General features: G+C 36.1%; 25 protein-coding genes and 1 tRNA gene. 18 read left to right on the forward strand and 8 right to left on the reverse strand.

Annotation, left to right across the window (positions count from 1 at the left end):
* Positions 1-1,506: gluconokinase (locus ACHABW_RS22440; protein ID WP_435758775.1), on the reverse strand; the 1,506-nt coding region annotated here is incomplete at its 3' end.
* A gap of 31 nt (positions 1,507-1,537) precedes the next feature.
* Positions 1,538-2,389: a MurR/RpiR family transcriptional regulator gene (locus ACHABW_RS22445; RefSeq protein WP_435758777.1), complete on the reverse strand. Its 852-nt coding sequence runs from the start codon at positions 2,387-2,389 to the stop codon at positions 1,538-1,540.
* Between the two features lie 213 nt (positions 2,390-2,602).
* Between ACHABW_RS22445 and gnd the strand changes: the two genes are divergently transcribed.
* The 5 genes from gnd to ACHABW_RS22470 all read left to right on the forward strand — a co-directional run bounded on the left by gnd (position 2,603) and on the right by ACHABW_RS22470 (position 7,144).
* Complete coding sequence (gnd, locus tag ACHABW_RS22450) at positions 2,603-3,499, forward strand: phosphogluconate dehydrogenase (NAD(+)-dependent, decarboxylating) (RefSeq protein ID WP_435758779.1); 897 nt, start codon at positions 2,603-2,605, stop codon at positions 3,497-3,499.
* Positions 3,500-3,604: 105 nt separating this feature from the next.
* Positions 3,605-4,678 carry a TRAP transporter substrate-binding protein gene (locus ACHABW_RS22455; protein ID WP_435758781.1) on the forward strand — a complete coding sequence of 358 codons (1,074 nt, stop codon included), beginning with the start codon at positions 3,605-3,607 and terminating at the stop codon, positions 4,676-4,678.
* Between the two features lie 121 nt (positions 4,679-4,799).
* Complete coding sequence (locus ACHABW_RS22460) at positions 4,800-5,369, forward strand: TRAP transporter small permease (RefSeq protein ID WP_110936936.1); 570 nt, start codon at positions 4,800-4,802, stop codon at positions 5,367-5,369.
* Positions 5,370-5,385: 16 nt separating this feature from the next.
* A complete protein-coding gene (locus ACHABW_RS22465; RefSeq protein ID WP_435758784.1) occupies positions 5,386-6,660 on the forward strand; it encodes a TRAP transporter large permease in 1,275 nt (424 codons plus the stop codon).
* 226 nt (positions 6,661-6,886) lie between these two features.
* Entirely contained in the window at positions 6,887-7,144 is a 258-nt protein-coding gene (locus ACHABW_RS22470; RefSeq protein WP_435758786.1) for an HPr family phosphocarrier protein, read from the forward strand.
* A gap of 198 nt (positions 7,145-7,342) precedes the next feature.
* Here ACHABW_RS22470 and ACHABW_RS22475 read toward each other — a convergent pair whose 3' ends face one another.
* From ACHABW_RS22475 to ACHABW_RS22485, 3 genes are all read right to left on the reverse strand, one after another.
* On the reverse strand, positions 7,343-7,855 hold the full coding sequence (locus ACHABW_RS22475; protein WP_435758788.1) for a hypothetical protein: 513 nt from the start codon (positions 7,853-7,855) through the stop codon (positions 7,343-7,345).
* A 189-nt stretch (positions 7,856-8,044) separates the two neighbouring features.
* Positions 8,045-8,902 (reverse strand): ABC transporter ATP-binding protein, encoded by an 858-nt coding sequence (locus ACHABW_RS22480; RefSeq protein ID WP_435758790.1) that lies wholly within the window; start codon positions 8,900-8,902, stop codon positions 8,045-8,047.
* On the reverse strand, positions 8,892-9,269 hold the full coding sequence (locus tag ACHABW_RS22485; protein ID WP_435758792.1) for a GntR family transcriptional regulator: 378 nt from the start codon (positions 9,267-9,269) through the stop codon (positions 8,892-8,894). Before ACHABW_RS22485 ends, ACHABW_RS22480 begins: the two co-directional genes overlap by 11 nt.
* 194 nt (positions 9,270-9,463) lie before the next feature.
* Between ACHABW_RS22485 and ACHABW_RS22490 the strand changes: the two genes are divergently transcribed.
* The gene (locus tag ACHABW_RS22490) at positions 9,464-9,682 is read left to right on the forward strand and encodes a hypothetical protein (RefSeq protein ID WP_435758794.1); all 219 of its coding nucleotides are present in this window, start codon (positions 9,464-9,466) and stop codon (positions 9,680-9,682) included.
* A 186-nt stretch (positions 9,683-9,868) separates the two neighbouring features.
* Here the strand turns inward: ACHABW_RS22490 and ACHABW_RS22495 are convergent, their stop codons facing one another.
* A complete protein-coding gene (locus ACHABW_RS22495) occupies positions 9,869-10,795 on the reverse strand; it encodes a CAP domain-containing protein (RefSeq protein WP_435758796.1) in 927 nt (308 codons plus the stop codon).
* Positions 10,796-10,915: 120 nt separating this feature from the next.
* The gene (locus ACHABW_RS22500) at positions 10,916-11,794 is read right to left on the reverse strand and encodes an SDR family oxidoreductase (RefSeq protein WP_435758798.1); all 879 of its coding nucleotides are present in this window, start codon (positions 11,792-11,794) and stop codon (positions 10,916-10,918) included.
* 173 nt (positions 11,795-11,967) lie between these two features.
* Between ACHABW_RS22500 and ACHABW_RS22505 the strand changes: the two genes are divergently transcribed.
* From ACHABW_RS22505 to ACHABW_RS22540, 8 genes are all read left to right on the forward strand, one after another.
* Positions 11,968-12,041: transfer RNA gene (locus ACHABW_RS22505), tRNA-Gly, on the forward strand.
* A 128-nt stretch (positions 12,042-12,169) separates the two neighbouring features.
* Positions 12,170-13,330, forward strand: coding sequence for a tRNA epoxyqueuosine(34) reductase QueG (gene queG, locus ACHABW_RS22510; RefSeq protein ID WP_435758819.1), 1,161 nt, complete (start codon positions 12,170-12,172; stop codon positions 13,328-13,330).
* Between the two features lie 49 nt (positions 13,331-13,379).
* Positions 13,380-13,910, forward strand: a complete 531-nt coding sequence (locus tag ACHABW_RS22515) for a methylated-DNA--[protein]-cysteine S-methyltransferase (RefSeq protein ID WP_435758800.1) — start codon at positions 13,380-13,382, stop codon at positions 13,908-13,910.
* A 125-nt stretch (positions 13,911-14,035) separates the two neighbouring features.
* Positions 14,036-14,962, forward strand: coding sequence for an amidase domain-containing protein (locus tag ACHABW_RS22520; protein ID WP_435758802.1), 927 nt, complete (start codon positions 14,036-14,038; stop codon positions 14,960-14,962).
* 165 nt (positions 14,963-15,127) lie between these two features.
* Positions 15,128-15,619, forward strand: a complete 492-nt coding sequence (locus tag ACHABW_RS22525) for a hypothetical protein (RefSeq protein ID WP_435758804.1) — start codon at positions 15,128-15,130, stop codon at positions 15,617-15,619.
* Between the two features lie 62 nt (positions 15,620-15,681).
* On the forward strand, positions 15,682-16,179 hold the full coding sequence (gene trmL, locus ACHABW_RS22530) for a tRNA (uridine(34)/cytosine(34)/5-carboxymethylaminomethyluridine(34)-2'-O)-methyltransferase TrmL (protein ID WP_435758806.1): 498 nt from the start codon (positions 15,682-15,684) through the stop codon (positions 16,177-16,179).
* A gap of 286 nt (positions 16,180-16,465) precedes the next feature.
* On the forward strand, positions 16,466-16,771 hold the full coding sequence (locus tag ACHABW_RS22535) for an antibiotic biosynthesis monooxygenase family protein (protein ID WP_435758808.1): 306 nt from the start codon (positions 16,466-16,468) through the stop codon (positions 16,769-16,771).
* Positions 16,772-17,077: 306 nt separating this feature from the next.
* The gene (locus ACHABW_RS22540) at positions 17,078-17,635 is read left to right on the forward strand and encodes a DUF5366 family protein (RefSeq protein ID WP_435758810.1); all 558 of its coding nucleotides are present in this window, start codon (positions 17,078-17,080) and stop codon (positions 17,633-17,635) included.
* Between the two features lie 132 nt (positions 17,636-17,767).
* On the opposite strand, the gene ACHABW_RS22545 is transcribed toward ACHABW_RS22540, so the two are convergent.
* Positions 17,768-19,636, reverse strand: a complete 1,869-nt coding sequence (locus ACHABW_RS22545) for a transglycosylase domain-containing protein (protein WP_435758812.1) — start codon at positions 19,634-19,636, stop codon at positions 17,768-17,770.
* A 332-nt stretch (positions 19,637-19,968) separates the two neighbouring features.
* Between ACHABW_RS22545 and ACHABW_RS22550 the strand changes: the two genes are divergently transcribed.
* From ACHABW_RS22550 to ACHABW_RS22565, 4 genes are all read left to right on the forward strand, one after another.
* Positions 19,969-21,864, forward strand: coding sequence for a PrkA family serine protein kinase (locus ACHABW_RS22550; protein ID WP_110936921.1), 1,896 nt, complete (start codon positions 19,969-19,971; stop codon positions 21,862-21,864).
* 292 nt (positions 21,865-22,156) lie between these two features.
* On the forward strand, positions 22,157-22,750 hold the full coding sequence (gene lepB / locus ACHABW_RS22555; RefSeq protein WP_435758814.1) for a signal peptidase I: 594 nt from the start codon (positions 22,157-22,159) through the stop codon (positions 22,748-22,750).
* 404 nt (positions 22,751-23,154) lie between these two features.
* A complete protein-coding gene (gene yhbH / locus ACHABW_RS22560; protein ID WP_435758815.1) occupies positions 23,155-24,315 on the forward strand; it encodes a sporulation protein YhbH in 1,161 nt (386 codons plus the stop codon).
* Between the two features lie 421 nt (positions 24,316-24,736).
* Entirely contained in the window at positions 24,737-24,877 is a 141-nt protein-coding gene (locus ACHABW_RS22565; RefSeq protein ID WP_435758817.1) for a hypothetical protein, read from the forward strand.
* Positions 24,878-24,977: the final 100 nt, after the last annotated feature.

Raw genomic sequence — 24,977 nt, forward strand, 5'->3', positions numbered from 1 at the left:
CTCAAATGTAGGTTTCAAAGTTTTATATAGGCTTTTATAAATAGGATAAAGTTTGCGGTATCTCTCTCTTTCATACTGGGAAGGATGAATAACTTCTTTCATAGGAATGTAATTCTTGATTGAGGCTAAATCATTAACTTCTCCAATAGCCAATAAGCTAAACCAAGCAGCGCCCCAAGCAGAACTTTGGTGTGATTCGGGAATATGGACTTCTCGTTCGAATATGTCTGCAAGCATCTGAACCCAAAAATGTGATCTGGCGAAACCACCACTAGCAAATAATGTAGAAGTCTCTCCGGATAGCCTATTCAATACTTCACTAACGTTCAAAAGACTAAATAAAACTCCCTCTAAACTTGCCCGAATCATATGCTCTTTGCGATGATCAGTGGACAATCCTATATATGCACCTCGGGCATTGGCATCCCAATGCGGAGCTCGCTCTCCATTTAAATAAGGGAGAAATAGCAGACCATTAGCACCTGGTTCAACGCCTTCTGCGGACTGAAGCATTAATGTAAAAGCATCTCCACCCGTATTTAACGCTTCCTCCCGTTCTTTGTGACCTAGAACTTCTTTTAGCCATTGTAGAACATTTCCACCATTATTTGTAGGACCTCCTGAAATCCATAACTCATCTGTTACCGCATAACAAAATATCTGTTGAAGGCTATCTGTTTTGGGAGAACTTGCCATCTTTCTAATAGCTCCGCTAGTTCCAATAGTAAGAGCTGTATCACCTGTATCAATCGCGCCTATCCCAAGATTTGCTAGAGGACCATCACTACCACCTATTGCGAATGGCAGTCCTTCTGGAATACCTATTTGTTCTGCAATTTCTTTTGATATTCCTTGGAAAATAAAGGTTGGCGGCACAGGTTTTGAGAGCTGGTCCCTATTGATACCGGCTAATTTTAAAGATTCTACATTCCAATCCTTTGTTTGTATATTAAACAAACCAGTAGCAGATGCTATGGAATAATCAACAGCATCCGTACCAAACCATCTTGAAGTTATAAATTCTTTAATAGATAAAAACTTAGATGCATGAATATAGGGTTCATAGTTTGTTTCTTGCATCCAAATAAGTTTAACGAGAGGGGACATTGGATGAATGGGAGTACCGGTATGAAGATAAATGTTATTTCCAGATGAAGTTTCTTTCAGTATCCTTGCTTGGTCCACACTTCTTCCGTCCGCCCAAGTAATAGAAGGAGAGAGTGGTTGGTTCTTTTCATCTACACAAATTAAAGAGTGCATAGCAGACGATATACCGACTGAAAGAATTTCTTCACCTTTAATTCCCTTTATCTGTAATGAATTTTTAATTGCGTGAATCGCAGCTTTCTCAATGACTAATGGATCTTGTTCTGCCCAAGAAGGGTTTGTATGAAAAACAGGATAGCTTTCCTCTGCTTCCGAAACAACAATCCCGTTTTTTTGAAAAATAACGGACTTGGCGCTTGTAGTACCAATATCTAAACCTATTACGTATTGTTTATTCACTATCCTTTACCTCCTTTTAAGAGACGATCGTTTATATTCTTTTATATGAGATGGCATTTCTCATTTTCTTAATAGACTGTTGCATGAGTTCTTTTCTACCTATACTAACATTGACATACAAAGCATCGATAATACTTAATTGAGCAAGGCGGGAAGACAAAGCTTCAGACCGATACTCTGTTTCCTGGGAGACAGTATATAGAGGAACATCTACTCCATCACTTAAAGGGGATTTGGCAAGTGTAGTGATGCCGATTGTAGTAGCATTTTGTTCCTTTGCCACTTCAAGTGCTTGCAATATGTCTCGATTTTTCCCGGAGTGAGAAATTAGGACAACTACACCGTTCTCATCTAGCTGAGAAGCTGACATTACTTGAAAATGAGAGTCACTATAAGCAACAGTAGGAATTCCTGTACGCATAAACTTATGATGGGCATCAATGGCAATGACTCCGGATCCACCACTTCCGTAAAACTCTATACGATTAGCCCTTAAAACAATATCGACTGCTTTTTTGAATTCTACGTTATCAAGGACAGACCATGTTTCTTCTAATGTACGGATATTAGATTTAAAAACTTTTTCTGCAACGAGACTTTCATCATCCCCTTTTTGAATGGTTTCATGAATATCTGTCATTCCTGTGACAACCTCTGAAGCTAATGCAATTTTCATTGCCTGATACCCTTTAAAGCCAATTCGCTTACAAAAACGAAATACAGTTGCTTCAGCAACACCGTTGATTTCAGCTATCTGACTAATAGTAGAATGAATTATTTTTTCAGGATTTTCTAAAATATAATCAGCAATTTTCTTTTCTTTGACTCGAAAATCAGAGTAGGAAGCTTTAATACGATGTTTGCAAAAACCATTTTCAATCATAAATGCACTCCTTATTAAAGTAAATAGACTAATTAATAGGACCATATGAATAAGTCTTCTTAGAAATCTCCTCTAAACCAGTATAAATGAAAACGTGTAAATAAAAAATATTTTTTTATTTAAAAAGGTTGTAAAAGAAATTTTTTATCTTATAATAGAGATATGAAGAAATAATATTTCGTTATTAAAATTATCAGAGAAAGGGGTAATACGATGAAGATAGGTATGATTGGTCTTGGAAAAATGGGCTACAACTTGGCACAAAATTTACTTGATCATAAACATGAGGTAGTTGCCAATGATGTAAACCGAGAGTCAGTAGAAGGATTGAGTAAATATGGTGCAATCCCTGCATATTCGGTAGAAGAAGTTGTGAACCAGTTAGAGAAGCCGAGAACAGTTTGGCTAATGGTTCCTGCGGGGGAGATTACAGAAAGTTTAGTAGAACAACTTTCCCATTTATTAGATGAAGATGATGTCATTATAGATGGAGGAAATTCCAATTACAAAGATTCACTGCGAAGAGCAGAGTTGTTAAGTGAAAAGGGCATCCATTTAGTAGATGTTGGCACTAGTGGTGGTGTCGATGGAGCTAGGGAAGGTGCTTGTATGATGGTTGGCGGACCAAATGAAGTGATTCAAAGAGTGGAAAGTATATTTGTAGATACAACAATTGAGAATGGTTACCTACATAGTGGAGAAGTGGGTAGCGGTCATTTTTTAAAGATGATTCATAATGGTATAGAATATGGCATGATGCAGGCGATTGCTGAAGGCTTCGATATTTTAGATAAAAGTCCATTTGCTTACGACTACGAGAAAGTCGCGAAAGTATGGAACAATGGATCTGTGGTTCGATCTTGGTTAATGGAACTGACTGAAAGTGCATTTTCAAAGGACCCGAAGCTTGATGAAATTAAAGGCATTATGAATTCATCAGGTGAAGGTAAATGGACTGTAGAAACAGCGTTAGACTTTCAAGTACCAGCGCCTGTTATTGCTTTATCGTTGATGATGCGCAACCGTTCATTAGAAGACGATACGTTCACAGGCAAAGTTGTAGCCGCACTTCGAAATGAATTCGGTGGTCATGAGGTAGTTAAGAAATAATTAGGTAATGATTCAAAGTTATTAGCTGGTAAAAATGGTAGGAGTAAATAAAAAGGGGAAGAAAGTATAACTACTTTCTTTTATCTATACTTAGGAGGAATAAGCATGAGTAAAAAGTTTGTAATGTTTTTTGTATCAATGGTAATGATGTTTTTATTAGCGGCATGTGGCGGTAATAATGAGGAATCTCCTGAAGTGAATAATAATGATACGGAAATAAAAGAGGAGAATGCAGAAGCGGCAGCGGATGCAGAATTCACGATCCGAGCTGGTATTGGCTTAAATAACGAACACCCACAATACAAAGGATTAGAAAAGTTTAAAGAAATCGTGGAAGAAGAAACTGATGGTGCAATTCATGTAGAAACATATCACAGTGGGCAACTTGGTGATGACCGGACGATGATGGAAGCGCTTCAACTTGGTTCACAAGAAGTAACGGTTCCTTCTACAGCACCAATTGCTAACTTTGTTTCGGATTTCTCAATCTTCGACTTTCCGTTCTTATTCCCAAATAGTGAAGTTGCAGATGAAGTATTAGACGGGGAAGTTGGTCAAAAGTTCTTAGATAAGCTTGATGATCAAAACCTAAAAGGTTTGGCTTATTGGGAAAATGGTTTCAGAGATTTAACGAACAGTGAAAAGGAAGTAGCTTCCGTGGATGATTTTGAAGGATTAACAATTAGGACAATGGAAAATGATCTTCATTTAGATGCTTTCCGCGCAATGGGGGCAAATCCAACACCTATGGCATTTACAGAGTTGTTCACTGCACTTCAGCAGGGAACAGTTGATGGTCAAGAAAATCCATTTGCTACAATTTATTTAGAAGGTTTTTATGAAGTACAAGATTATGTATCTGATACGCACCATATTTACAGTCCATTTGTATTCTTAATGAGTAAATCTTTCTATGATACTCTTCCTGAAGATTACCAAGAAGTTGTTGATAATGCTGCTCTTGAAGCCGGGAAATATCAACGAGAGTTGAACCGTGAAGCAAATGATGAGTATTTAGATAGTTTAGTTGAGGAAGGTATGACTTTTACTGAAATTTCAGATGAAGCTCGTGAAGAAATGCGTTTGGCTATTGAGCCAGTTGTTGAAGAATATGCAGCAGAACTTGATCAGGATTTAGTCAATGAAGTATATCAAGCAATCGAGGATGCACAGAAATAATTGTTGTAGGGAGGCTTGTTAAATCAAGCCTCTCCTTGAAAAAAAGCAAAACTGATTTTATGCTTTTTTTCAAGGAGAGGAAATGAAGCATTAGAAAATGAAAATTGGAAGAGGGGATATTATGAAGGTTTTACGTTGGATAGACGATCACTTAGAAGAAGTGTTGTTAATTATTTTTTCAGTAACAATGGTAGTAGCTATTGCTTTGCAAGTATTTATGCGTCATGTTATGAATTCTTCTCTGTCGTGGTCTGAAGAGCTTGCAAGATATTGTTTTATCTGGCTAGTTTATATTGGTATCAGTTACGGAGTGAAAAAACAACGTCATATTAAAGTAGATGTGATGTTAGTTTTATTAAAAGATAAAGCTAAAATTGTATTGAATATTGTTTCAAATATTATCTTTCTAGGTTTTGCTATCTTTGTTGTTATTTATGGTTACGATATTTCGAAACAGTTGCTTGGCTTTGGTCAAACGTCACCGGCACTTCATATTCCTATGGGCATAGTCTATCTGGCAACTCCTGTTGGAATGGGTTTGACTGCTATTCGAATTATTCAACAACTGATAAAACAATTCAAGGCGTTACTGGGAAATGAAGAGTTCCAGGTGAAAACGGAACAAGAGGTTATTCTTGAAAATAAAGAGATTCAGGATCAAATAGAGGCAACTGAAAATAAAAAAGACTAGTTAGGAGGTACATATAATGACTGCAGCAGTGTTGTTTGGAAGTTTTGCGCTATTTTTGTTACTGAGTGTCCCAATAGGAATTTCGCTAGGTATAGCTACATTAGTCACGATTATTTATTCAGGGTCGTTACCACTTGAGTTTTTAGCACAAGGCCTTGTAACATCGGTTGATTCTTTTCCCCTGATGGCGGTACCATTTTTTATTCTTGCGGGGGAGATTATGGCAAAAGGAGGAATTTCGGATCGCTTATTTAAGGTGGCGAATAAAATTGTTGGAAATAGAACGGGTGGATTTGCAATAGCAACAATTGTTACTTGTATGTTTTTCGCCGCAGTGTCCGGTTCTGCCCCTGCAACGGTTGCCGCGGTTGGTGGTATTATGATTCCAGCAATGGTAAAGATGGGATATGATAAACGATTTGCCACGGCAACAGTTGCAGCAGCAGGGTCACTAGGTGTAATCATTCCTCCAAGCATCCCCATGGTTATTTACGGGGTTGTCGGTACAGGAGCGACGATCGGTGATATGTTTATTGCAGGTATCATTCCCGGTATTTTTGTTGCCTTAGGATTAATGGTATATGCTTACTTTTACTCTAAAAAGATGGGATATAAAGGCACGGAAGAAAAGTTTTCTTTTAAGGGATTACTTGCGGCAGCTTGGGATGCGAAATGGGCTTTATTGGTGCCGTTAATTATTCTTGGTGGTATATATGGGGGGATTTTCACTCCAACCGAGGCATCAGTTATAGCTGTTGTTTACGGGCTAATTGCAGGTACTGTTTTATATGGCGAATTAAAAATCAAAGAATTACCAAAGATAATTAGTGATGCAGCTTTAACAACTGCAACAATATTAATTATTGTTGGAACCGCTACTGCATTCGGTAGACTGCTAACGGTAGAACAAATTCCAAATCAGGTAGCTGAAGCAATGCTCTCTATTTCCGATAATTCGATCGTAATCATTTTACTTATCACACTGTTACTCTTAGTGGTTGGTTGCTTTATGGATACGTTAGCAGCAATTATTATCTTAACGCCAATTTTATTGCCAATTGCAGTGAATATTGGATATGATCCTGTACATTTCGGGATAATTATGATTGTAAATTTAGCAATTGGCTTTATTACTCCTCCGCTCGGAGTAAATTTGTTTGTTTCATCCGGAATTTCAGGATTATCGATTGAGGCAATATCAAAAGCCATCATTCCATTTTTTATTGCGATGCTCGTTACGTTGATTGTGATTATTTTTATACCTCAATTATCATTGATGCTTTTAGGGTAGTTTCAAGTACTTGTTCAACGTTTACTTTTAAATAAAAGGCTCTGTTATCGTCCAATTTTAATTTTGAAAAAACACTACTTACGTTATATGGGCAAGCAAATCGGGAAAATACCCTGATGGGTCTCAGTTGATTCTTGCGTGAGTTCCGTGTATTTTTTCAAATATTAAAAAATCTAAAAAATTTGGCATTGCAAGAACGGTAAATAGCGGAAAGGTGGGGTTACTATTGGAAGAAAGTAAAAAAAGAATTAATGTTCATATTGATGAAACACAAACAATCATCGAGTTAACTGGAAAGCTGCAACAGTTCAATTCGGATATTTATTTACAAAAAGTTATGCGGGGAAATGTATTAGAAGCAAATGTGAAAAGCTTTCTTGGTCTTGTAACATTACACCTAGAAAATGGGGACAGTATTTCTGTTCGCGCAGTAGGGGAAGATTGTGAGGAAGCATTAGAAGCAGTCGTAGACTTTTTAACGTGACAACGCAAAAGGAAGAAAAACAAAAGCAAGTTCGCCTATTAGGAGAAATGTTTCCTAATAGGCATTTTTCGATATTTGCGGAGGGCTGACCAGGTCTTTTTATTCAGCGGTTATAAAATTATTAGTATTTAGAGATTGATCTCTAGGCTACTGCTTTCCGCGGGACAATGCTACTGCAATGCAGTTTTGCTAACCTGACTATTTAACATTCACTGTCGTAATTTTCCTTAATAATAAAAAGGATAGACAAAATAATAATAGAGAAATAGCAAACAGTTGGAAGAAGAATAAAAGATTTATGTCTGAGAACAAGTTAATAAAGAAGTCGAAAATCCATCCTTTTGCAATCCCAACAAGTAAGGCAATAACCATAATTCCTGTTACACTTCCTCCGCCGGCTAATCCATATTTATAAAATAGTAAACTGATAATAAACATGAATACAGAGAGGAAAAACAAAATGCTTGAGTCGATGATCACTCGATTTAACCATGTATCTTCGAGAAGAGATGCAGGATGGATGAATTCAAAGGTGTGGATACTAGTGATTTCAGTGAATTTTAACGTAAGTGATTGAATAATACTTGCAAAAATAGCTTTTGCAATCGATAATCCTAAAAAGAACAAGCCGAGACTAATAAAAATGTTTTTTCTAGTAGCTCCCAGTTTCAAAGAAAAAGGAATACTTTGCTTTACGGTTAGGAACCCCAAGATCCCCATATAAATATAGATGGAAAAGGGAATCCAAAGTAAAACCCTCCATCTTCTACGCTTAGCAAAAAGTAAGCGAATGTAAGAGAGATCACTAAGATGCTTAATAAAATAGTCCAAAAAGTTATCAGTGAGTATCGTAAATCAGTGATGAAAAAATATAACAATCCTTTAATTTGTCTTCCCATATTAGGCACCTCTCTTTCCATCAGTTAAATAAATCATTAGTTCTTGAATTGGTACACCTTCAGCAGTAAAACCTTGTTTTTTAGCCTCTTCTATACTCCCGTAAATATAGGCAGTCATCGTTCCGGCAAGACGTTTTTTTACAATTACCTCTTTGTCTTTGATATATAGTTCTACCTCTTCGGTATTACCGGAAACAGCGCAAGTCCTGTCTCTAAGGGTATCCGCATTTTCTTGTAAAACAAGGGAACCTTCTTGTAAAATTAGTACCTCTTCAAATAGTAAACTTACTTCATCAATAAGGTGGGTAGAGAATATAATAGTTCTTTTTTCAGTTTGATATTCTTCTAGAAGTATTTCATAAAATTTCTGACGTGAAGGGGCATCCAGACCAATATATGGTTCATCAAAGATAGTAATTGGTGCTTTGCTTGCTAAACCGACAATAATTCCAAGAGATGATTCCATTCCTTTTGAGAGACTTTTAATTTTTGCGTTTAGATTAAGGTTGTATTCATTAATAAGGTCATCAGCTAGTTTATGATCCCAGGTAGGATAAAAATAAGAAAAGATTTTGAGCACATTTTTCACTTTCAAATCCTTCTTAAAATTGTCTCCTTCTTTCATTAAACAAATTGATTCTGTTAACTCCTGATTATCAAATGGATTTGTACCATTAATTAAAATCTTCCCTTCACTGGCTAAAATATTTCCGGACAATATATCCATGAAAGTAGTTTTTCCTGCACCATTTCTACCTAGAAGACCGTAAATTTTTGGTTCTTCTAGCGTAAAGGAAACATTATTTAAGGCATGTTGCTTCTTGTATTTCTTGGATAAGTTTTTAACTTCAATTCTCATCTACAGTCCCCTCCATTTTTACCATTTCAATTAAATCAATGTTACTGATTCCTAGTTTGATTGCTTCTTTTTTTAATGGATCCATGTAGTTCTTGTAAAATATTTTTTTTCGCTTATTAATCAGAATTTCTTTTGCATTGTCGGTTACAAACATTCCAACACCCCTTTGTTTAATTAGGATATTTTCCATGACTAATTCATTTATTCCTTTTGCAGCAGTAGCTGGATTTATTTTGTAATAGGCTGCAAACTCATTAGTAGAGGGGATTCTTTCTGCTGTTTTAATTGTTTCATTTATAATAGAATCTTCAATTTGTTCTTTAATTTGAAGAAATATTGGCTTATTTTCATCTAATGAACTTTTCATTCATGCAACCTCCTTACCTGGTTAGTTACTTATGTAATTAACTATATAACCAATGAACAAAAAATGCAATATATTTTGTTGATATTATCAGAAATTAACATCCATTTTTCGTTTAGATGGTTTATTAAATCAATAGTAAACTTTCGGTTGTAGTGTCAATTTGATAAACTAATGCTTTAAGGAGGGTGATTATTGTGAGTGTAATTTTATATGATTTATTTTTAGTTATGATAGGTATTGTGCTCGGTGTATTTATTAGTGATCCTCTCAAAAATATAGTTACTGGTAAATACAAGGAAGATGCACGTCAAAAGAAACGGGTTAAGCTTTTAATACATATTCGTGAAAATAATACAAAGACGTATCCAACAACAACTGAACTGGCAGAAAAGGTTTTTAGCAACTGTTTATAAGCTTTTAAAAGAAATTGAAGGAATTGGTTTAATTAAAGGCGTGGGGAATGGAGAACAGGAAATAGAAGATACTAAATGGAAATATGAAAAGAAACAGATGTAAAGAAACGATGTGCTAAAAAAGTTGGATTTCAAAAATTAAAAAGGGGATGTGGCATTCACTCGCCACATCCCTCTCGCCGTAATTTATTTACTGATAAACATTTGTGTCCAGTGATTGCCGTTTGGATCATAACCCACACCGATGTGGGTGTAAGTTCCGTTTAATATATTTTCTCTATGACCGGGACTATCCATCCATGCTTGCACAACTTCTTGTGGTGATCGTTGACCTTGAGCGATATTTTCTCCAGCGGAACTATAATTAATATCAAAATCCCTCATCATATCAAAAGGAGATCCGTAGGTTGGGCTAGTGTGGGAAAAGTAATTATTTTGCTGCATATCCGTCGATTTTGCTCTGGCTACATTACTTAAAGCATCATCAGCTTGTAAATCGGAAAGTCCATTTTCTCTTCGCTGCTGATTGGTTAAATCGATAACTTGCTGCTCTTCTTGTTGAGTACCTTGATTACCACCTTGCGTCGTATCAGGCTGTTGCGCTTGTTCAGGTTGCTGAGGCTGTTGACTAGGCTGACCTTGATCTGGTTGCTGACGTTGTTCCTGTTTAGGTTGACCTTGATCGGCTTGTTCAGGTTCCGGTTCAGGCCGGGTCTGCTCGGGAGCAGGTTGCTCTTGGTCTGGAGAAGGTTGTTGAATATTTAGATCTGGAAATCCTTCTCGAGGGAAAAACTCGTTAAGATTAGGTATTCCTTCTAGCGGGAAATTACCATGATATAATGCTTCTGGATGGGACTGTTTTTCATCAATTTCAAAATCAAATTCTGCTTCTTGCACTTGAAATGATTTCGTGTGTGGATATTCAGAGCTTGACATATCCGTTTTAATACTCGAAAGGTTGTCATCCTCTCTAGTTTGAAGGCCATTTTTCATATGCTGACCTTGTAAGCTTTGTCTTTGCCCTTCATAAGCGTTATTCATGTTATTGTCACCGCAAGCAACCGTCATTAAAATGAAACACAGTGATAATAATAGTAATATTCTCTTCTTCATTTATGATCCTCCTCGTTTTATCTCCTCTATAGCTTTTCTTATTTAACAGAAAATATAGATGGGAAATAACGAGAAAAAACCATTAAATTTTTAGTCTCTGTTTTTAGACTTCATTGATTCTTAACCATTTACAATTTTTCCGCCATTTACATGCAGCACTTGTCCTGAAACGTAAGATGAATCATCAGATGCTAAATACACATAGGATGGGGCGAGTTCAGCGGGCTGTCCTGGTCGTCCCATTGGAGTATCTGTCCCGAACTTAGCAACGCTGCTTGCAGGAAATGATGCAGGGATGAGCGGTGTCCAAATTGGCCCGGGAGCAACCCCGTTTACTCTAATTCCTTTTGAGACAAGATTTTCCGATAAAGATCTTGTTAATGCAACTAAAGCGCCTTTTGTAGCGGCATAATCCATTAATACAGGCATACCTTGATAAGCCACGATAGAAACAGTGTTCACGATATTGCTTCCTGGTTTAAGGTGGGGTCTTGCTGCTTTAATTAAATGGAATGCAGAGAAAATGTTTGTTTTAAAGGTGCGCTCCAATTGCTCAAATGATATATCTTCAATCTTCTCTTGGTAATGCTGCTCGGCAGCGTTATTTATTAAAGAATCCAATTGACCATACTCGTCGATAGTTTTACTTACTGCTTCAAAGCAAAACTTCTCTTCACCGACATCACCAGGAATGAGCTTGCAAGGAGATCCGTAGCTTTCCACAATAGCTTTTGTTTTTTCTGCGTCATCATTTTCATCTAAATACACGATCGCTAATTTTGCACCTTCTTTTGCAAAAGCTATTGCTACAGCTCGTCCAATCCCACTATCTCCTCCTGTTAATAACACAACTTTATCTTTTAACTTTCCTGAACCTTTGTAGTCAGGATCATCATATACGGGCTCTGGATTCATTTCACTTTCTATTCCAGGCTGTCGCTGTTGTATTTGTGCTGGCTGTCCTTCTTTTTGTAAGTCCTTAATGCGTGAGTATTTCACGTAAAACACCTCTTTCAGTTATTTTCTAGATTTTCATAAAATTAATTCCACAATTTATATATAACCATTTTCGCGGAATTGATAACATCGGTAATTATTATTGACATTTTCTAAGCAGAGTAGTAAAATAGATATCAGGTTATTAGAAGAATCAGTTGAAAGAAGTTAATACTGCGGGTGTAGTTTAGTGGTAAAACCTCAGCCTTCCAAGCTGATGATGTGAGTTCGATTCTCATCACCCGCTCCAATTTTATTTATAAAAATTAAAATATATGTTAATTATGGGAAGTAGTGTTTCTACTATAGAAACGCTGCTTTTTCGCTTTGTAAAGATATTATAGATATTAAATAGAAAAAAAGGGGGGGAATACCGTGATGAATGCCCAGTTAAAGAAAGAACTAATTGCATATAGTAAGCATGTAGGGATTGATAAAATTGGGTTTACATCCGCGGACCCTTTTGTAACACTCAAGTCCCGCTTAAAACAACAGCAAGAATTAGGGTATCAATCAGGATTTGAAAAAGGCTCGCTTAAAGAGCGAACAGAACCTCAAATGCTTCTACCCGAGGCATCAACAATTATTTCTATTGCGTTAGCTTACCCTTCAAAAATGAAAAATGCACCTCAATCAAAACGAGGGGATAGAAGGGGAATATTTTGCCGGGCCTCGTGGGGAGAAGATTATCATCATGTATTAAGGAGAAAACTAAATCTTCTTGTCGAGTTTATTGAAAAAAAAGTGCCTGGTTCTAAGTCAACCGCAATGGTTGATACCGGAGAACTTTCGGATAGAGCTGTCGCTGAAAGAGCGGGTATTGGCTGGAGCGCTAAAAACTGTGCGATCATTACACCAGAGTTTGGATCCTATGTATACTTGGGTGAGATGATTACTACAGTTGATATACCGGAAGATCAACCTTTGCTTGACCAATGTGGTTCTTGTAATAAATGCGTAGATGCTTGCCCAACTGATGCACTCATTCAGGGAGGACAATTAGATTCGAATAAATGTATTGCCTTTTTAACGCAAACGAAAGGGATGCTCCCGGAAAGATACAGAAAAAAGATTGGTAATCGTTTGTATGGATGTGATACATGTCAAGTAGTTTGTCCAAAGAATAAAGGCAAGGATGCGCACAATCATCCCGAGATGGAGCCAGATCCTGAGACTGTAAAACCTACATTAATTCCTTTACTTACGATTAGTAACAGAGAATTTAAGGAGAAATACGGCAAAATGTCAGGATCATGGCGAGGGAAGAAACCTATTCAACGTAATGCAATTGTCGCACTCGGATTCTTTAAAGAAAAAGAAGCGTTAGAAACACTGTATACATTATTACTTGAGGATCCAAGACCAGTAATTCGAGGAACATCTGCGTGGGCTATCAGTCAAATTACTTCTAGTAATGAAGCTGAGACAAAGCTTAAAGAAGCGAAAAAGAAAGAAAATGACTTAGAAGCAGAGGCTGAGATAGATAAAGCGCTTAAATCACAGGACAAGGAGCGGGGTCCTCTTCGAACAAAACGATGAAGTTCAGTAAGATAAGCTTTAGTAGACTGAACTGAAGGAGGAGCAATTGATGGCGAAACATCCGTATTATTACGCTGAAATGGATAGTCCAATTGGTATTTTAACTGTGGTTCAATCGAGCAAAGGGGTTTGCTTCATTGAATTCGGTTCAGCAAGTGACACAAGTACTTCTATCAATATGAAATTAAGAAAATTACAGATCAATGCAACACTACTAAACGAGAGCCCCCCCTTGAAAATGGTTGAGGAACAACTTTGCGCTTATTTTAATGGCGAACTTAAAGATTTTCGTTTACCCCTTGATTTAATCGGTACGAGATTTCAAAAGTTAGTGTGGGAAAAAGTGGCTAGTATTCCTTATGGTGTCACTAAATCCTATAAGCAAATTGCTACAGAAATAGGTTCCCCAAAAGCTGTAAGAGCCATAGGAGGAGCTAATAATAGAAATCCAGTTCCTATTATCATTCCTTGTCATCGTGTAATCGGTACCAATGGTTCTATGGTTGGTTACGGTGGTGGTTTGGATAAAAAGGAAATTCTGTTAAGGCTTGAAGGATCATTTGAGCGAATTTCTTCTTAACACCCCATCTTATAAATAGAATACCTGCCCTCCTCCAAAACTTTTGGAGGATTTTTCTTTTTTTTAGGGTGATCCTCACTGTCCCTTGAATATGTATAGAACGAGTGACAAGGAGGGGAACAATTTTGAAAAAGACAATAGAAGTGTTGGAACAGTATTGGAAAAATTGTCTCGTTTGTTTTGTTGGGGAGGAAGATCATTTAAATGGGAATCCATTCATTCGTGAAGAGGATGCAGATGCATGTAAAAGGAAATTAAAAGAACAAAAGACACGTCAGTGTACAACAATGAAAAATAGTGTTGATGTCGAAGTACTTAACCATGAACATTTGGGCGAACGAGTTGTATTTGATTATTTAATGAAAATAACATATTTTCATTTTCATAAGAAAAAAGCATACTTGGAAGAAATAAATCAGTATCGCAGAGGTGTTATTGATGGAGAGGAAATGGTCGATGATTACCTAGTGTATCCAGATGGCTATTCAGACAATGAAGAGATTGACTCATATAAAAAACTAGATTTAACCACTGATCAGCGAAATAATGAAAGATTTGAATATGAAAGACTTGCTGCTACAAGATATGCGGAGAGATGGTGGGATGATTATAATCCTGAGTACAATTCCTTTGATGTTGATTGTACAAATTATATATCGCAGTGTCTTCGTGCAGGTGGAGCACCGATGAAAGGGATACCAAACCGAGGCGAAGGCTGGTGGAATACGAATAAGAATTGGAGCTTCAGTTGGGCAGTCGCCCATTCTTTTCGATGGTATTTAAGTGGATCTAATAGCGGATTACAAGCAAGAGAAGTATCTTCAGCGGAAGAATTAATGAGAGGAGACGTTATTTGTTATGATTTTAACGGTGACGGACGCTGGCAACACACTACAATTGTAGTTGACAAAGATGCGAATCGAATGCCCCTTGTTAATGCCCATACAACGAATAGTCGTATGAGATATTGGGCATATGAAGACTCTACAGCTTGGACACCTAAAATAAACTACAAATTTTTTCAAATTGTAGAGCAATCAAATCTGAAGTGAAGAGTTTCTAATTATGGCCCTCTTTAATAAGAGATTATGATATAGTGAAAATATATTTTTTAGGCTTTTCCATAACGCTTTTGAGTATGTCTAAATCTGTCCAAAGAAAGATACGGTGTTTCTATGCGAATACGAATGAGATGTTTCAGAAAAAATTTTATAGTAATGAGTTGTTTAATCGTTATCGTTGTAGCATGCTCACATGCAGAGGCTACTTTCTCTCAAGCGAAGAAAGAGCTTCCTTTTCCAGTACTCATTCCTGAATCCGATTTGGATGGGTGGGATATGGAAGAAACAATTTATGAAGATGAACTTTTGGTATCAAGTTTTATTGGAGAAAATAATCGGCAAATCGACCTTATACAAGATCAAAATATTCAAGGACTAGATATTCCCTCTTTAAGAGAGCATCTTGATTTGAATATGGATTTTTCCGGAGTACGTAAGCCTGATACTGAGGTTGTAGAAGTTTCTGATTATATTGGGGAGCTTAGCTATTTTGCCGATCCTCTCCCTTCTATTCAGTATACGTTTGTTGATAAAAAAGGGTTGTTTGAAGAAACCAATGAAAAGGTACCTTCTTATCAGGTAATTGGTAAAGAAGTATCCACAGAAGAATTAATTCTTTTTGTCGAAAGCTTGGAAGCCTCTTCCTAATCTATTAGAGAGGCTTCTTTCTTTTGTTTGGTTGTCATGGTAAGATAGCTTTTGGATAAAGAATGAGTATACTAGAGGTGAAAGCAGTGGGATTACACGTCGTTTTACATGAACCAGAAATACCTGCAAATACAGGTAATATAGCTAGAACTTGTGCCGGGACAAATACGGGATTACATCTCATACATCCACTAGGGTTTTCAACGGATGATAGAATGTTAAAACGAGCAGGCTGCGACTATTGGCCGAATGTTAAAGTTGATCATTATGATAATATAGAGGAACTTTTTTTGAAGTATCCTGAAGGCGAGTTTTACTTTATTGAAACAATCGGGACGAAACATTATCATGAGATTGATTACAGTGACTTGAAAAAAGATTACTTTTTTGTGTTTGGCAAAGAAACAAAAGGACTTCCGAAAGAACTAACAGAGAAGTATCAAGAGAGATGTTTTCGTATTCCACAAACGGATAAGATACGCTCATTAAATCTCTCGAATACTGCAGCCATCGTTGTATATGAAGCGTTGCGTCAACAAAATTTTCCGTCCATTGGATAGGCTAAATAAAAAAACCGTCACCAACAAACATGGGACGGTTTTTTTATTTTATTTTTTGTGAGGGTTTGAGTTATATCCACCTGTAAAAATGGCGATAAGAAAGACTATACAAACACCTGTAATTAAAGCTAGTCCCATGGGAATGCCTCCTTAGACGTTATCTACACCTCAATATACCATGTTTTAAGAGAGAAAGAAACATTGCGGACCTAAATTTTGAGTGTGGAAATCTTTGAATCTTAGTATAAATAACGTATAATAATGATAGTAAAAGGAGGTCGTATTCATGTATGTTGTAATGAATGAATTGCATGTACCTAAAGAGGGACGAGAAAACGTAGCAAATCGTTTTGCCGAAAGCTCCGAGAAAATGAAGCAGGTTCCTGGTTGCTTGGATTTCTTATTTTTAGACCCAGAAGAAGATGATAATTATCAAATAGTGTTAACGAAGTGGGAGACAAAAGATGACTATGAGTCATGGATCCACAGTGATTCTTTCAAACAGGCTCATAAAAAAAGACGTGAGAACCTTGATAAGAGTCCTACTTCCGGAAATAAAATTTATGCTTATGAAGTGAAACATCATTTATAAAACTTAAATAAATAGCGAGAGTATTTGACACATTCTACTGATATTTAATTTTTATCAATAAGGTTAGTTTATGCTTAAGGTGTTTTCATAAAGACTGTTGAGTACTTGGAACGAGGGTCTGGAATCCGCTCAAGGCGGTTAATTTCCACGGGCACTGCTAACAGTCTCCCCGCGAAACCAGCCCGTGGCGTCTTCGACAGTTATGATCCTGCCGGAGTAGCCGCTTTTCGCTTCTTTGAATTCTTTTCAAATACAACAAAGTTTATCAGATTACATAAAAATTTATGTTTATAATAGGGGTCAATTATGAAAAACACTTATTTAACTAGTCATTTTCCTCTTATTGCAATTCTACTGTTCGGTCTTTCATTTGCGATTTATTTAGAGAGACTGGCTATTCAGTATTTACAGGAAATCGGTTTATACTCTGGTATGATTGAATTCCTTTCGGCAAGAGGGATTGACCTTATTCTTTTATTTGTTTTATGGCTGTTTTTCTTCATGCTGTTTGCGGCTATGAAGTTAATAGCTGTTACGGTGAATGAGCTTTCTTTACTTTTTTTTTCCCGGGATCAAGATGGAAGCGAATTGAAAAATGTTAGGAAAGGCTCCTGGATTTTTCTAATAGGTGGTATCGCATCGGTTCCCGCTACATTTGAAATTTTTGCACTATTGGGTGTGTTTGTTCTAACTTGTTTTATTTACTTTATTTACTTCATTTATCGCGTCAGTGATTCATTATCAGCCTTTGCCCTAATTGGACTAATTTTCTTCCATCTCTTTTTTTGGTTTGCTTTTTTAGCAGTTATTTTTTATGCGATCGTCAAGTTATATAATAGTATTATTGCGGGGTTACCTGTTTAAGATTCACACATAATAGCAACATAAGGACACTGAAAAAGTGATGAACGATTTTTTCAGTGTCCTTATTGTGTTCCATTGTAGCTGCCCAGTTTCTGCAAAATAAAAATTAGCTTTACCAGTCCTTATAGTTGATTAATTAATACCATTCATAATATCACGCCACAATTTGGTATGAAGATTTTGGCTGCTTTCGTTTATTAGAGAGCTTGGCTCATCTTTGCCCATCCATAATCCAGTCGTATAACGATCATTCATTCCGATAAACCACAAGTCATGAAATTCATTTGTAGTTCCTGTTTTCCCTCCTGTATAACCAGCACTATTCAAACGAGCTGCTTTTCCAGTTCCTTCTGATACAACTTTAGCGAGCATTTTTCGTAAATCTGCAATTGTATCCTCACTCCATATTTCTAAATTTTCTTTTTCCATGGAGTACAGGACTTCTCCATCGGCGTCCATGATGTTACGTATGGCTTTAGGGGAATGGTATATTCCGTCCGTTGAAAATGTAGAGTAGGCCTGAGTTAATTCATTAACAGTCATCCCATGTTCGAACCCCCCTAATGCTGAGGGAAGTTTATAATCAGATGAGCTGACTTTTGCAAAATTAAATTGATCTACATAAGAAAAAGCAGTTTCAATTCCAACTGTGTCAAGCATTCTAACCGCAGCGGTATTATATGAGTTTTTTAAGGCTGTTTCTATTGTCGCTTTCCCATAAATAGCACCACCAAAATTCTTTGGAGAATAGCCATTTCGATTAATAGGACCAGCATCAATAACAGAGGCCATATTTAGACTTGTTTCTTCAAGAAGAGGGGCATATACAAGCAATGGTTTGATTACTGATCCGGGTTGACGGTAAGCTTGGAAACCGCGGTGAAAATTAAATTTATCATAGGAAACTCCTCCAGTAATTGCGACAATTTCTGCTTGCTCATGATCGATAATAGAAGTCGCTGCTTGAATGGGTCTATTTTCTAATAAACGATTTATTGTTGAAAGAGCATGCGTTTGAATACTTGGATTTAAAGCAGTTTCAATGGTAATTCCGGATGATATCAACTCCTCTACCCGTTTTGCTAATTTTTCTTCGAAAGAAGTTCGTTCTTCCTGTGAAGAAGCGGAATGTATTTTTTGCATAAATCCCTCTTCAGCTGAAACAATTTGCTTTAACTCATAATGAACATATGTTACATAATCAGGAAAGCTATCTTTTTTCTCATATATCTCAAGGGTAATCATATCCTCTAAAGATTCTTCTAGTTCCTTATCCGTAATAAACTGATTCTCATACATTTTTTCTAATATCCACTCTTTCCGTTGATGAGTATTTTCGCTATTGGTTAAAGGATTATAATGAGCAGGGCTATTAGGGATTGAGCTGAGAAATGCAATTTCTGCAATACTTAGTTCATCTGTCTTTTTACTAAAATAATAGTTACTTGCAGCTTCTATTCCATATACACCATTTGAAAAATACACAGTATTCAAATACATTTCCATAATATCGTTTTTGGAAAATTTCTTTTCTAGGTGATAAGCATAGAGTAGCTCAGTTAGTTTCCGTTCATATGTCTGAGAATGAGTTAAATATAAATTCCGTGCCAACTGTTGTGTTAACGTGCTTCCTCCTTGTTCAATTGATTTGTTTTGAAGGTTTACTAAGAAAGCTCTTGCTATGCCCCCAGTATCAAATCCTTTATGTGCGTAAAACTTTTGGTCTTCAGCAGCAACAAAGGCTTCTACAAATTTGGATGGAATATCTGAGTAAGATACTGCGATTCTATTTTCTTCTGAATATATATCAGAAATAATATTACCATCGTGGTCTAAAATTTTGCTGTTATAGGTTAAAATAATATCTTCTAATTGAATAGTCTCGCCGAGGAAATTATCTAATGATTTTACGGAAGATAATTCTCTGGCAGTCCACATAAAAAACAAAGAAAAAACACTAACAAATAAAAGGATGAAAAAGTTTCCAATCATTATACGCATAATCTCACACACTCTCACTATTAATAAAAAAGCGGTACGGTCTTTTCAAAAAAGAATTTATTATATTTATTTTACTTTGAATCGGAAAGAAGCGAAAGTGATTATCCTATATCTTTATATATATATCTTTTTGAATGTTTAAATTCCTATTGAATTCCTGCATTTAATTCGAGCAAAGAACCTTTAATGACTATTCCAGAGCATAAAAATAAGTGATGAATGAATGGTCAACTTATTTTCATTTTTCATAGGAAAGTGAATCTTCTTTTAGGTGTTTGCATAAGATGAATCATAACTTTAAAAATGAAAGACCAGCTATTAAGGAGGGTATAATGAACATTATAAATAGAATTCAAGAGCACAGAGAAGAAGAGGAGAAGTTAAAGTGGGAAGGTACCTTCGCTGATTATCTGGATATTTTACATGAACATCCGGAAGTAGCCCAGACAGCTCATTCCAGAATTTATAACATGATTAAAGATGCGGGAGTAGTTGAGGAAGATGGTAAAAAAAGCTACTTATTTTTCAAAGATCAAATATTTGGCTTAGAAGAAGCTATTGAAAGATTAGTAGAAGAATATTTCCACTCTGCAGCCAGAAGATTAGATGTTAAAAAACGAATTTTACTTTTGATGGGCCCGGTTAGTGGAGGGAAGTCAACACTCGTTACAATGATAAAGCGAGGTTTGGAGCAATACACTAGAACAGATAAGGGAGCAGTTTATGCGATCAAGGGTTGCCCGATGCATGAGGACCCTCTTCATCTGATTCCACAACATATGCGCAAAAGTTTTTTCGAGGAATATGGAATTCGTGTAGAAGGAAATCTTTCTCCATTAAATATGATGAGGCTAGAAAATGAATACGATAATAGGATTGAAGATGTTCAAGTTGAACGGATTTTTCTTTCAGAGGATCGAAGAGTTGGTGTCGGTACATTTAGTCCTTCTGATCCAAAGTCACAAGATATCGCCGATTTAACTGGAAGTATCGACTTTTCAACGATCGCAGAGTATGGCTCTGAGTCTGATCCGCGAGCCTACCGTTTCGATGGAGAATTAAACAAAGCCAATCGAGGTGTGATGGAATTTCAAGAAATGTTAAAGTGTGATGAAAAGTTTTTGTGGCACCTTTTATCTTTGACACAAGAAGGTAATTTTAAAGCAGGTAGATTTGCGCTAATATCAGCTGATGAAATGATCATTGCACACACCAACGAAGCTGAGTATAAATCGTTTATTTCGAACAAGAAAAATGAAGCATTACATTCTCGAATGATAGTTATGCCGATTCCATATAATTTAAGAGTAAGTGAAGAAGAACGAATTTATCAAAAAATGATCCAGGAATCCGATATTTCCCATGTCCATATTGCCCCACACGCGTTAAAAGTGGCAGCAACTTTTACAGTATTGACCAGATTAAAGGAATCACAGAAAAAAGACGTAGATTCATTGAAGAAAATGAAACTTTACGACGGACAAAACGTAGAAGGTTTTAATAATCAGGATGTGGAAGAATTGAAAAAAGAATTTGGGGATGAAGGAATGGAAGGTATTGACCCCAGGTATGTCATCAATCGTATTTCATCTGCGATTATTCGGAAAGAATTAACTTCTATCAATGCTCTTGATGTTTTACGTTCTATAAAAGAAGGTTTAAATCAGCACGCATCCATTAAAAAAGAAGATCGCGAAAGATACTTGAATTTAATTTCAGTTGCAAGGAAAGAGTACGACGAAATGGCCAAGAAAGAAGTTCAAAAAGCATTTGTTTATTCCTATGAGGAGTCGGCGAAAACGTTAATGAATAATTATCTAGATAACGTTGAAGCATACTGTAACAAAAATAAACTTCGCGATCAGTTAACTGGTGAGGAAATGAATCCTGATGATAAACTGATGAGATCTATTGAAGAACAGATAGGAATTTCTGAAAATGCGAAAAAAGCTTTCCGGGAAGAAATATTAATTCGAATTTCAGCCTATGCGAGAAAAGGTAAAAAGTTCAATTACCATTCCCATGAAAGACTGCGGGAAGCAATTGAGAAAAAGTTATTTTCTGATTTGAAAGATGTTGTTAAAATAACCACTTCAACTAAAACGCCTGATGAAAACCAATTAAAAAAGATAAACGAAGTAATCGCAAGACTTGTAGACGAACATGGTTATAATACTAATTCAGCAAATGATTTGCTAATTTATGTAGGAAGCCTTTTGAATAGATAAAAAGTAAAAAGGGGGGAGAGATCCCCTTTTTTACGATTTCTTCTGTGCAGGACAGATCGAGGTAGAAGAAACAGGAAGGTAACTTAGATGAGAAAAAAACCGTATTATAATAATGTCGTAACTTAGATTTATTTCAGTTATATTGAATGCGCTTACACCCAATTGTTACAGTATGTTAACAGTTATATTACTTTCTTAATATTTGGTTTATAAACACTGTTTCGAGGCAATTATCTTAATAAGCCCTATAAGTATGTATAAGGGGAAATTTAGATAAAAAGGAGTCAAAAAAATGAATACGGACCAAGCACCTGAACCAGACAATCGTCCTAGGAAACAAACTTGGAAACGTATGATATGGTCATTTTCAAAATTAATAGCGGTAGTGTTAATTCTTACTTTTTTTGTGCGAGGGTTTTTATTTACTAATTATATCGTTTACGGTAAATCGATGATGCCTACGATTCACGATGGGGAAAGAATCATTGTGAATAAAGTAGGATACGAGATGAAGGAGCCAAGTAGATTTGATTTAATTATTTTTCATGCTACAGAGGAATCTGATTATATTAAAAGAGTGATTGGCTTGCCGGGTGATGAAATATATTACGAAGATGACATGCTATATATTAATGGTGTTGCACATGACGAGGAATTTTTAGAGGTGCATCGAGAAGCTCATGAAAATGGTCTGTTTACGGAAGATTTTGATTTGGAAGGGCAGACTGGAAAAACGACTGTGCCTGATGGGCATGTGTTTGTTTTAGGAGATAACAGGCAAAATAGTGTAGATAGTCGTCATATTGGGTTTGTGTCAACAGAAATGATTGTAGGGGAAGCGAATATGACCTTTTGGCCACCGGAAAATATGCGTTTTTTTAAATAAAAATTAGTATGAAATAAAGAGAATAACTGTTTGTTATCATATGTTATTTTCAGCATGATTCCTTGAAAAATGTCTGGACCATAATATTGTGGATCAGACATTTTTTAATTTGAGTCTAACCCTAGTTGTTTTCTTATCTTGGTTAGATCTCGGATAGCCTTTGTTCGACGAAACTCACTGATCATAAATATAGTAAACGTATAGGGTTTTAGATTATTTTGGTATTTCTATATCAAAGCTTTTACTTTAAGAGTTATTATTTCTATTTTTTAAAGTTAATGTTAAGAAAATAAGAGGTTTCTGTATAGTTTTTTGGCAACTAACTGTCCTAGGTGCATAGTATAAAATAAGAAGAGGGTACAAAGGTTTCAAATCCACCACTTGTATTAAAGGAGGGTTTACCGATGGCAAACGTACGGGGGAAGAACTTTATCGTTTCAAATGAGAATTGGTCCCTCCACCGCAAAGGACAGCAAGACCAGCAAAGACACCATGAAAAAGTTCAAGAAGCCATTAAAAAAAATCTGCCAGATTTAGTAAGTGAAGAAAGCATAGTAATGTCAAATGGACGGGATCTGATTAAAGTTCCAATTCGCTCATTGGATGAATACAAAATTAGATATAATCATGACAAAAGCAAACATGTAGGGCAAGGTGATGGTAAGAGTGGCGTGGGTGATGTTGTAGCAAGAGAGCCTCAAAAGCAAGGTCAAGGGCAAGGAGACGGTGCGGGAGATCAGGCAGGGAAAGATTATTATGAAGCGGAAGTATCTATAACTGAATTGGAAGCAATGTTATTTGAGGAATTAGAACTACCGAATTTAAAGCAAAAAGAAGAAGATAATGTCATTGTTGAGAACATTGAGTTTAATGATATAAGAAAAAAAGGTTTAATGGGAAATGTGGATAAGAGAAGAACAATATTAGAAGCGATTAAGCGAAATGCAATGGACGGTAAGGCAGGGGTAGCACCTATATACAATGATGATCTTCGTTATAAAACTTGGGAAGAAAAAGTTAAGCCTGAATCGAAGGCAGTTGTTATAGCGATGATGGATACATCTGGAAGCATGGGACGTTTTGAAAAGTATATGGCTAGAAGTTTCTTTTTTTGGATGACCAGATTTTTAAGAACCAAATATGAAACAGTAGACATAGCCTTTATTGCGCACCATACAGAGGCAAAACAGGTTTCAGAGGATGACTTTTTTATGAAAGGTGAAAGTGGTGGAACGATTTGCTCATCTGCTTATATCAAAGCATTAGAACTTATTGATCAAGAGTATTCACCCTCAAGATATAATATATATCCTTTTCATTTTTCAGATGGTGATAATTTAACTTCAGATAATCAAAGGTGTATGAAATACGTGAACGAGTTAATGGAAATATCGAGTATGTTTGGTTATGGAGAAGTTAATCAGTACAATCGTAACTCTACTCTTATGAATGCCTATAATAAAATCCAGGATAAACGATTTAGACATTATATTTTAAAAGATAAAGAGGATGTATATCGTTCATTGAAGTGGTTCTTTCAAAAGGAAACTGCAAACATGCATTAATAAAAGAGAAAATTAAAAGGATCCTGATGAAACTTTTCAGGGTCCTTTTTAACATGATAATTTATAAAATTATCGGTTTGTTAAAGATTATTGTTTTTGTTGAACAGAGAGGATCCAACTAGCTCTAGGCGGACGCTTTCCGCGGACTGTTGCACTTTCGGGCTTATTCTCGAGCATTCACCCTTAGGTTCAATATAGAGAACAAAATACTATTTCATTCTCTGGTAAAATAGGTATAAACAACTATTTACAGTTGTATTTCTTAGTAATGTTATAGTAAATATATGGTAACTCGCCTAAAATAGAATATCATTTTCACTTATGCCAACCATTCCTAAAAGGGATATTTTTATCGTCAATTGGTTCTATATAATGAACAAAAATGAGGTTGTGGGTAGATTGTAAATTGTGGGGGGAAATTATGATTGAAATAAAAGATAAAGGTAATAGTAAGGAAGTTGATGCTGAGTGGATAGTTTTAATGGAGGAAGCATTTTTACAAGGTTTGACACCAAGAGAAACCAGAGAATTTCTTCAAGAAAGAAGTGATAATGGAACATAAGATTGTCGGTAATTAAAAAAAGGCCACTGATAGGCAAATTTTCAGTGACCTCATATTATCGAAGCTCTCAAGGGAAATTTACATTGATCCGGGAGTTAAT

The sequence above is a fragment of the Salipaludibacillus sp. CF4.18 genome, from assembly GCF_051262595.1.
Classification (GTDB): domain Bacteria; phylum Bacillota; class Bacilli; order Bacillales; family Salisediminibacteriaceae; genus Salipaludibacillus; species Salipaludibacillus neizhouensis.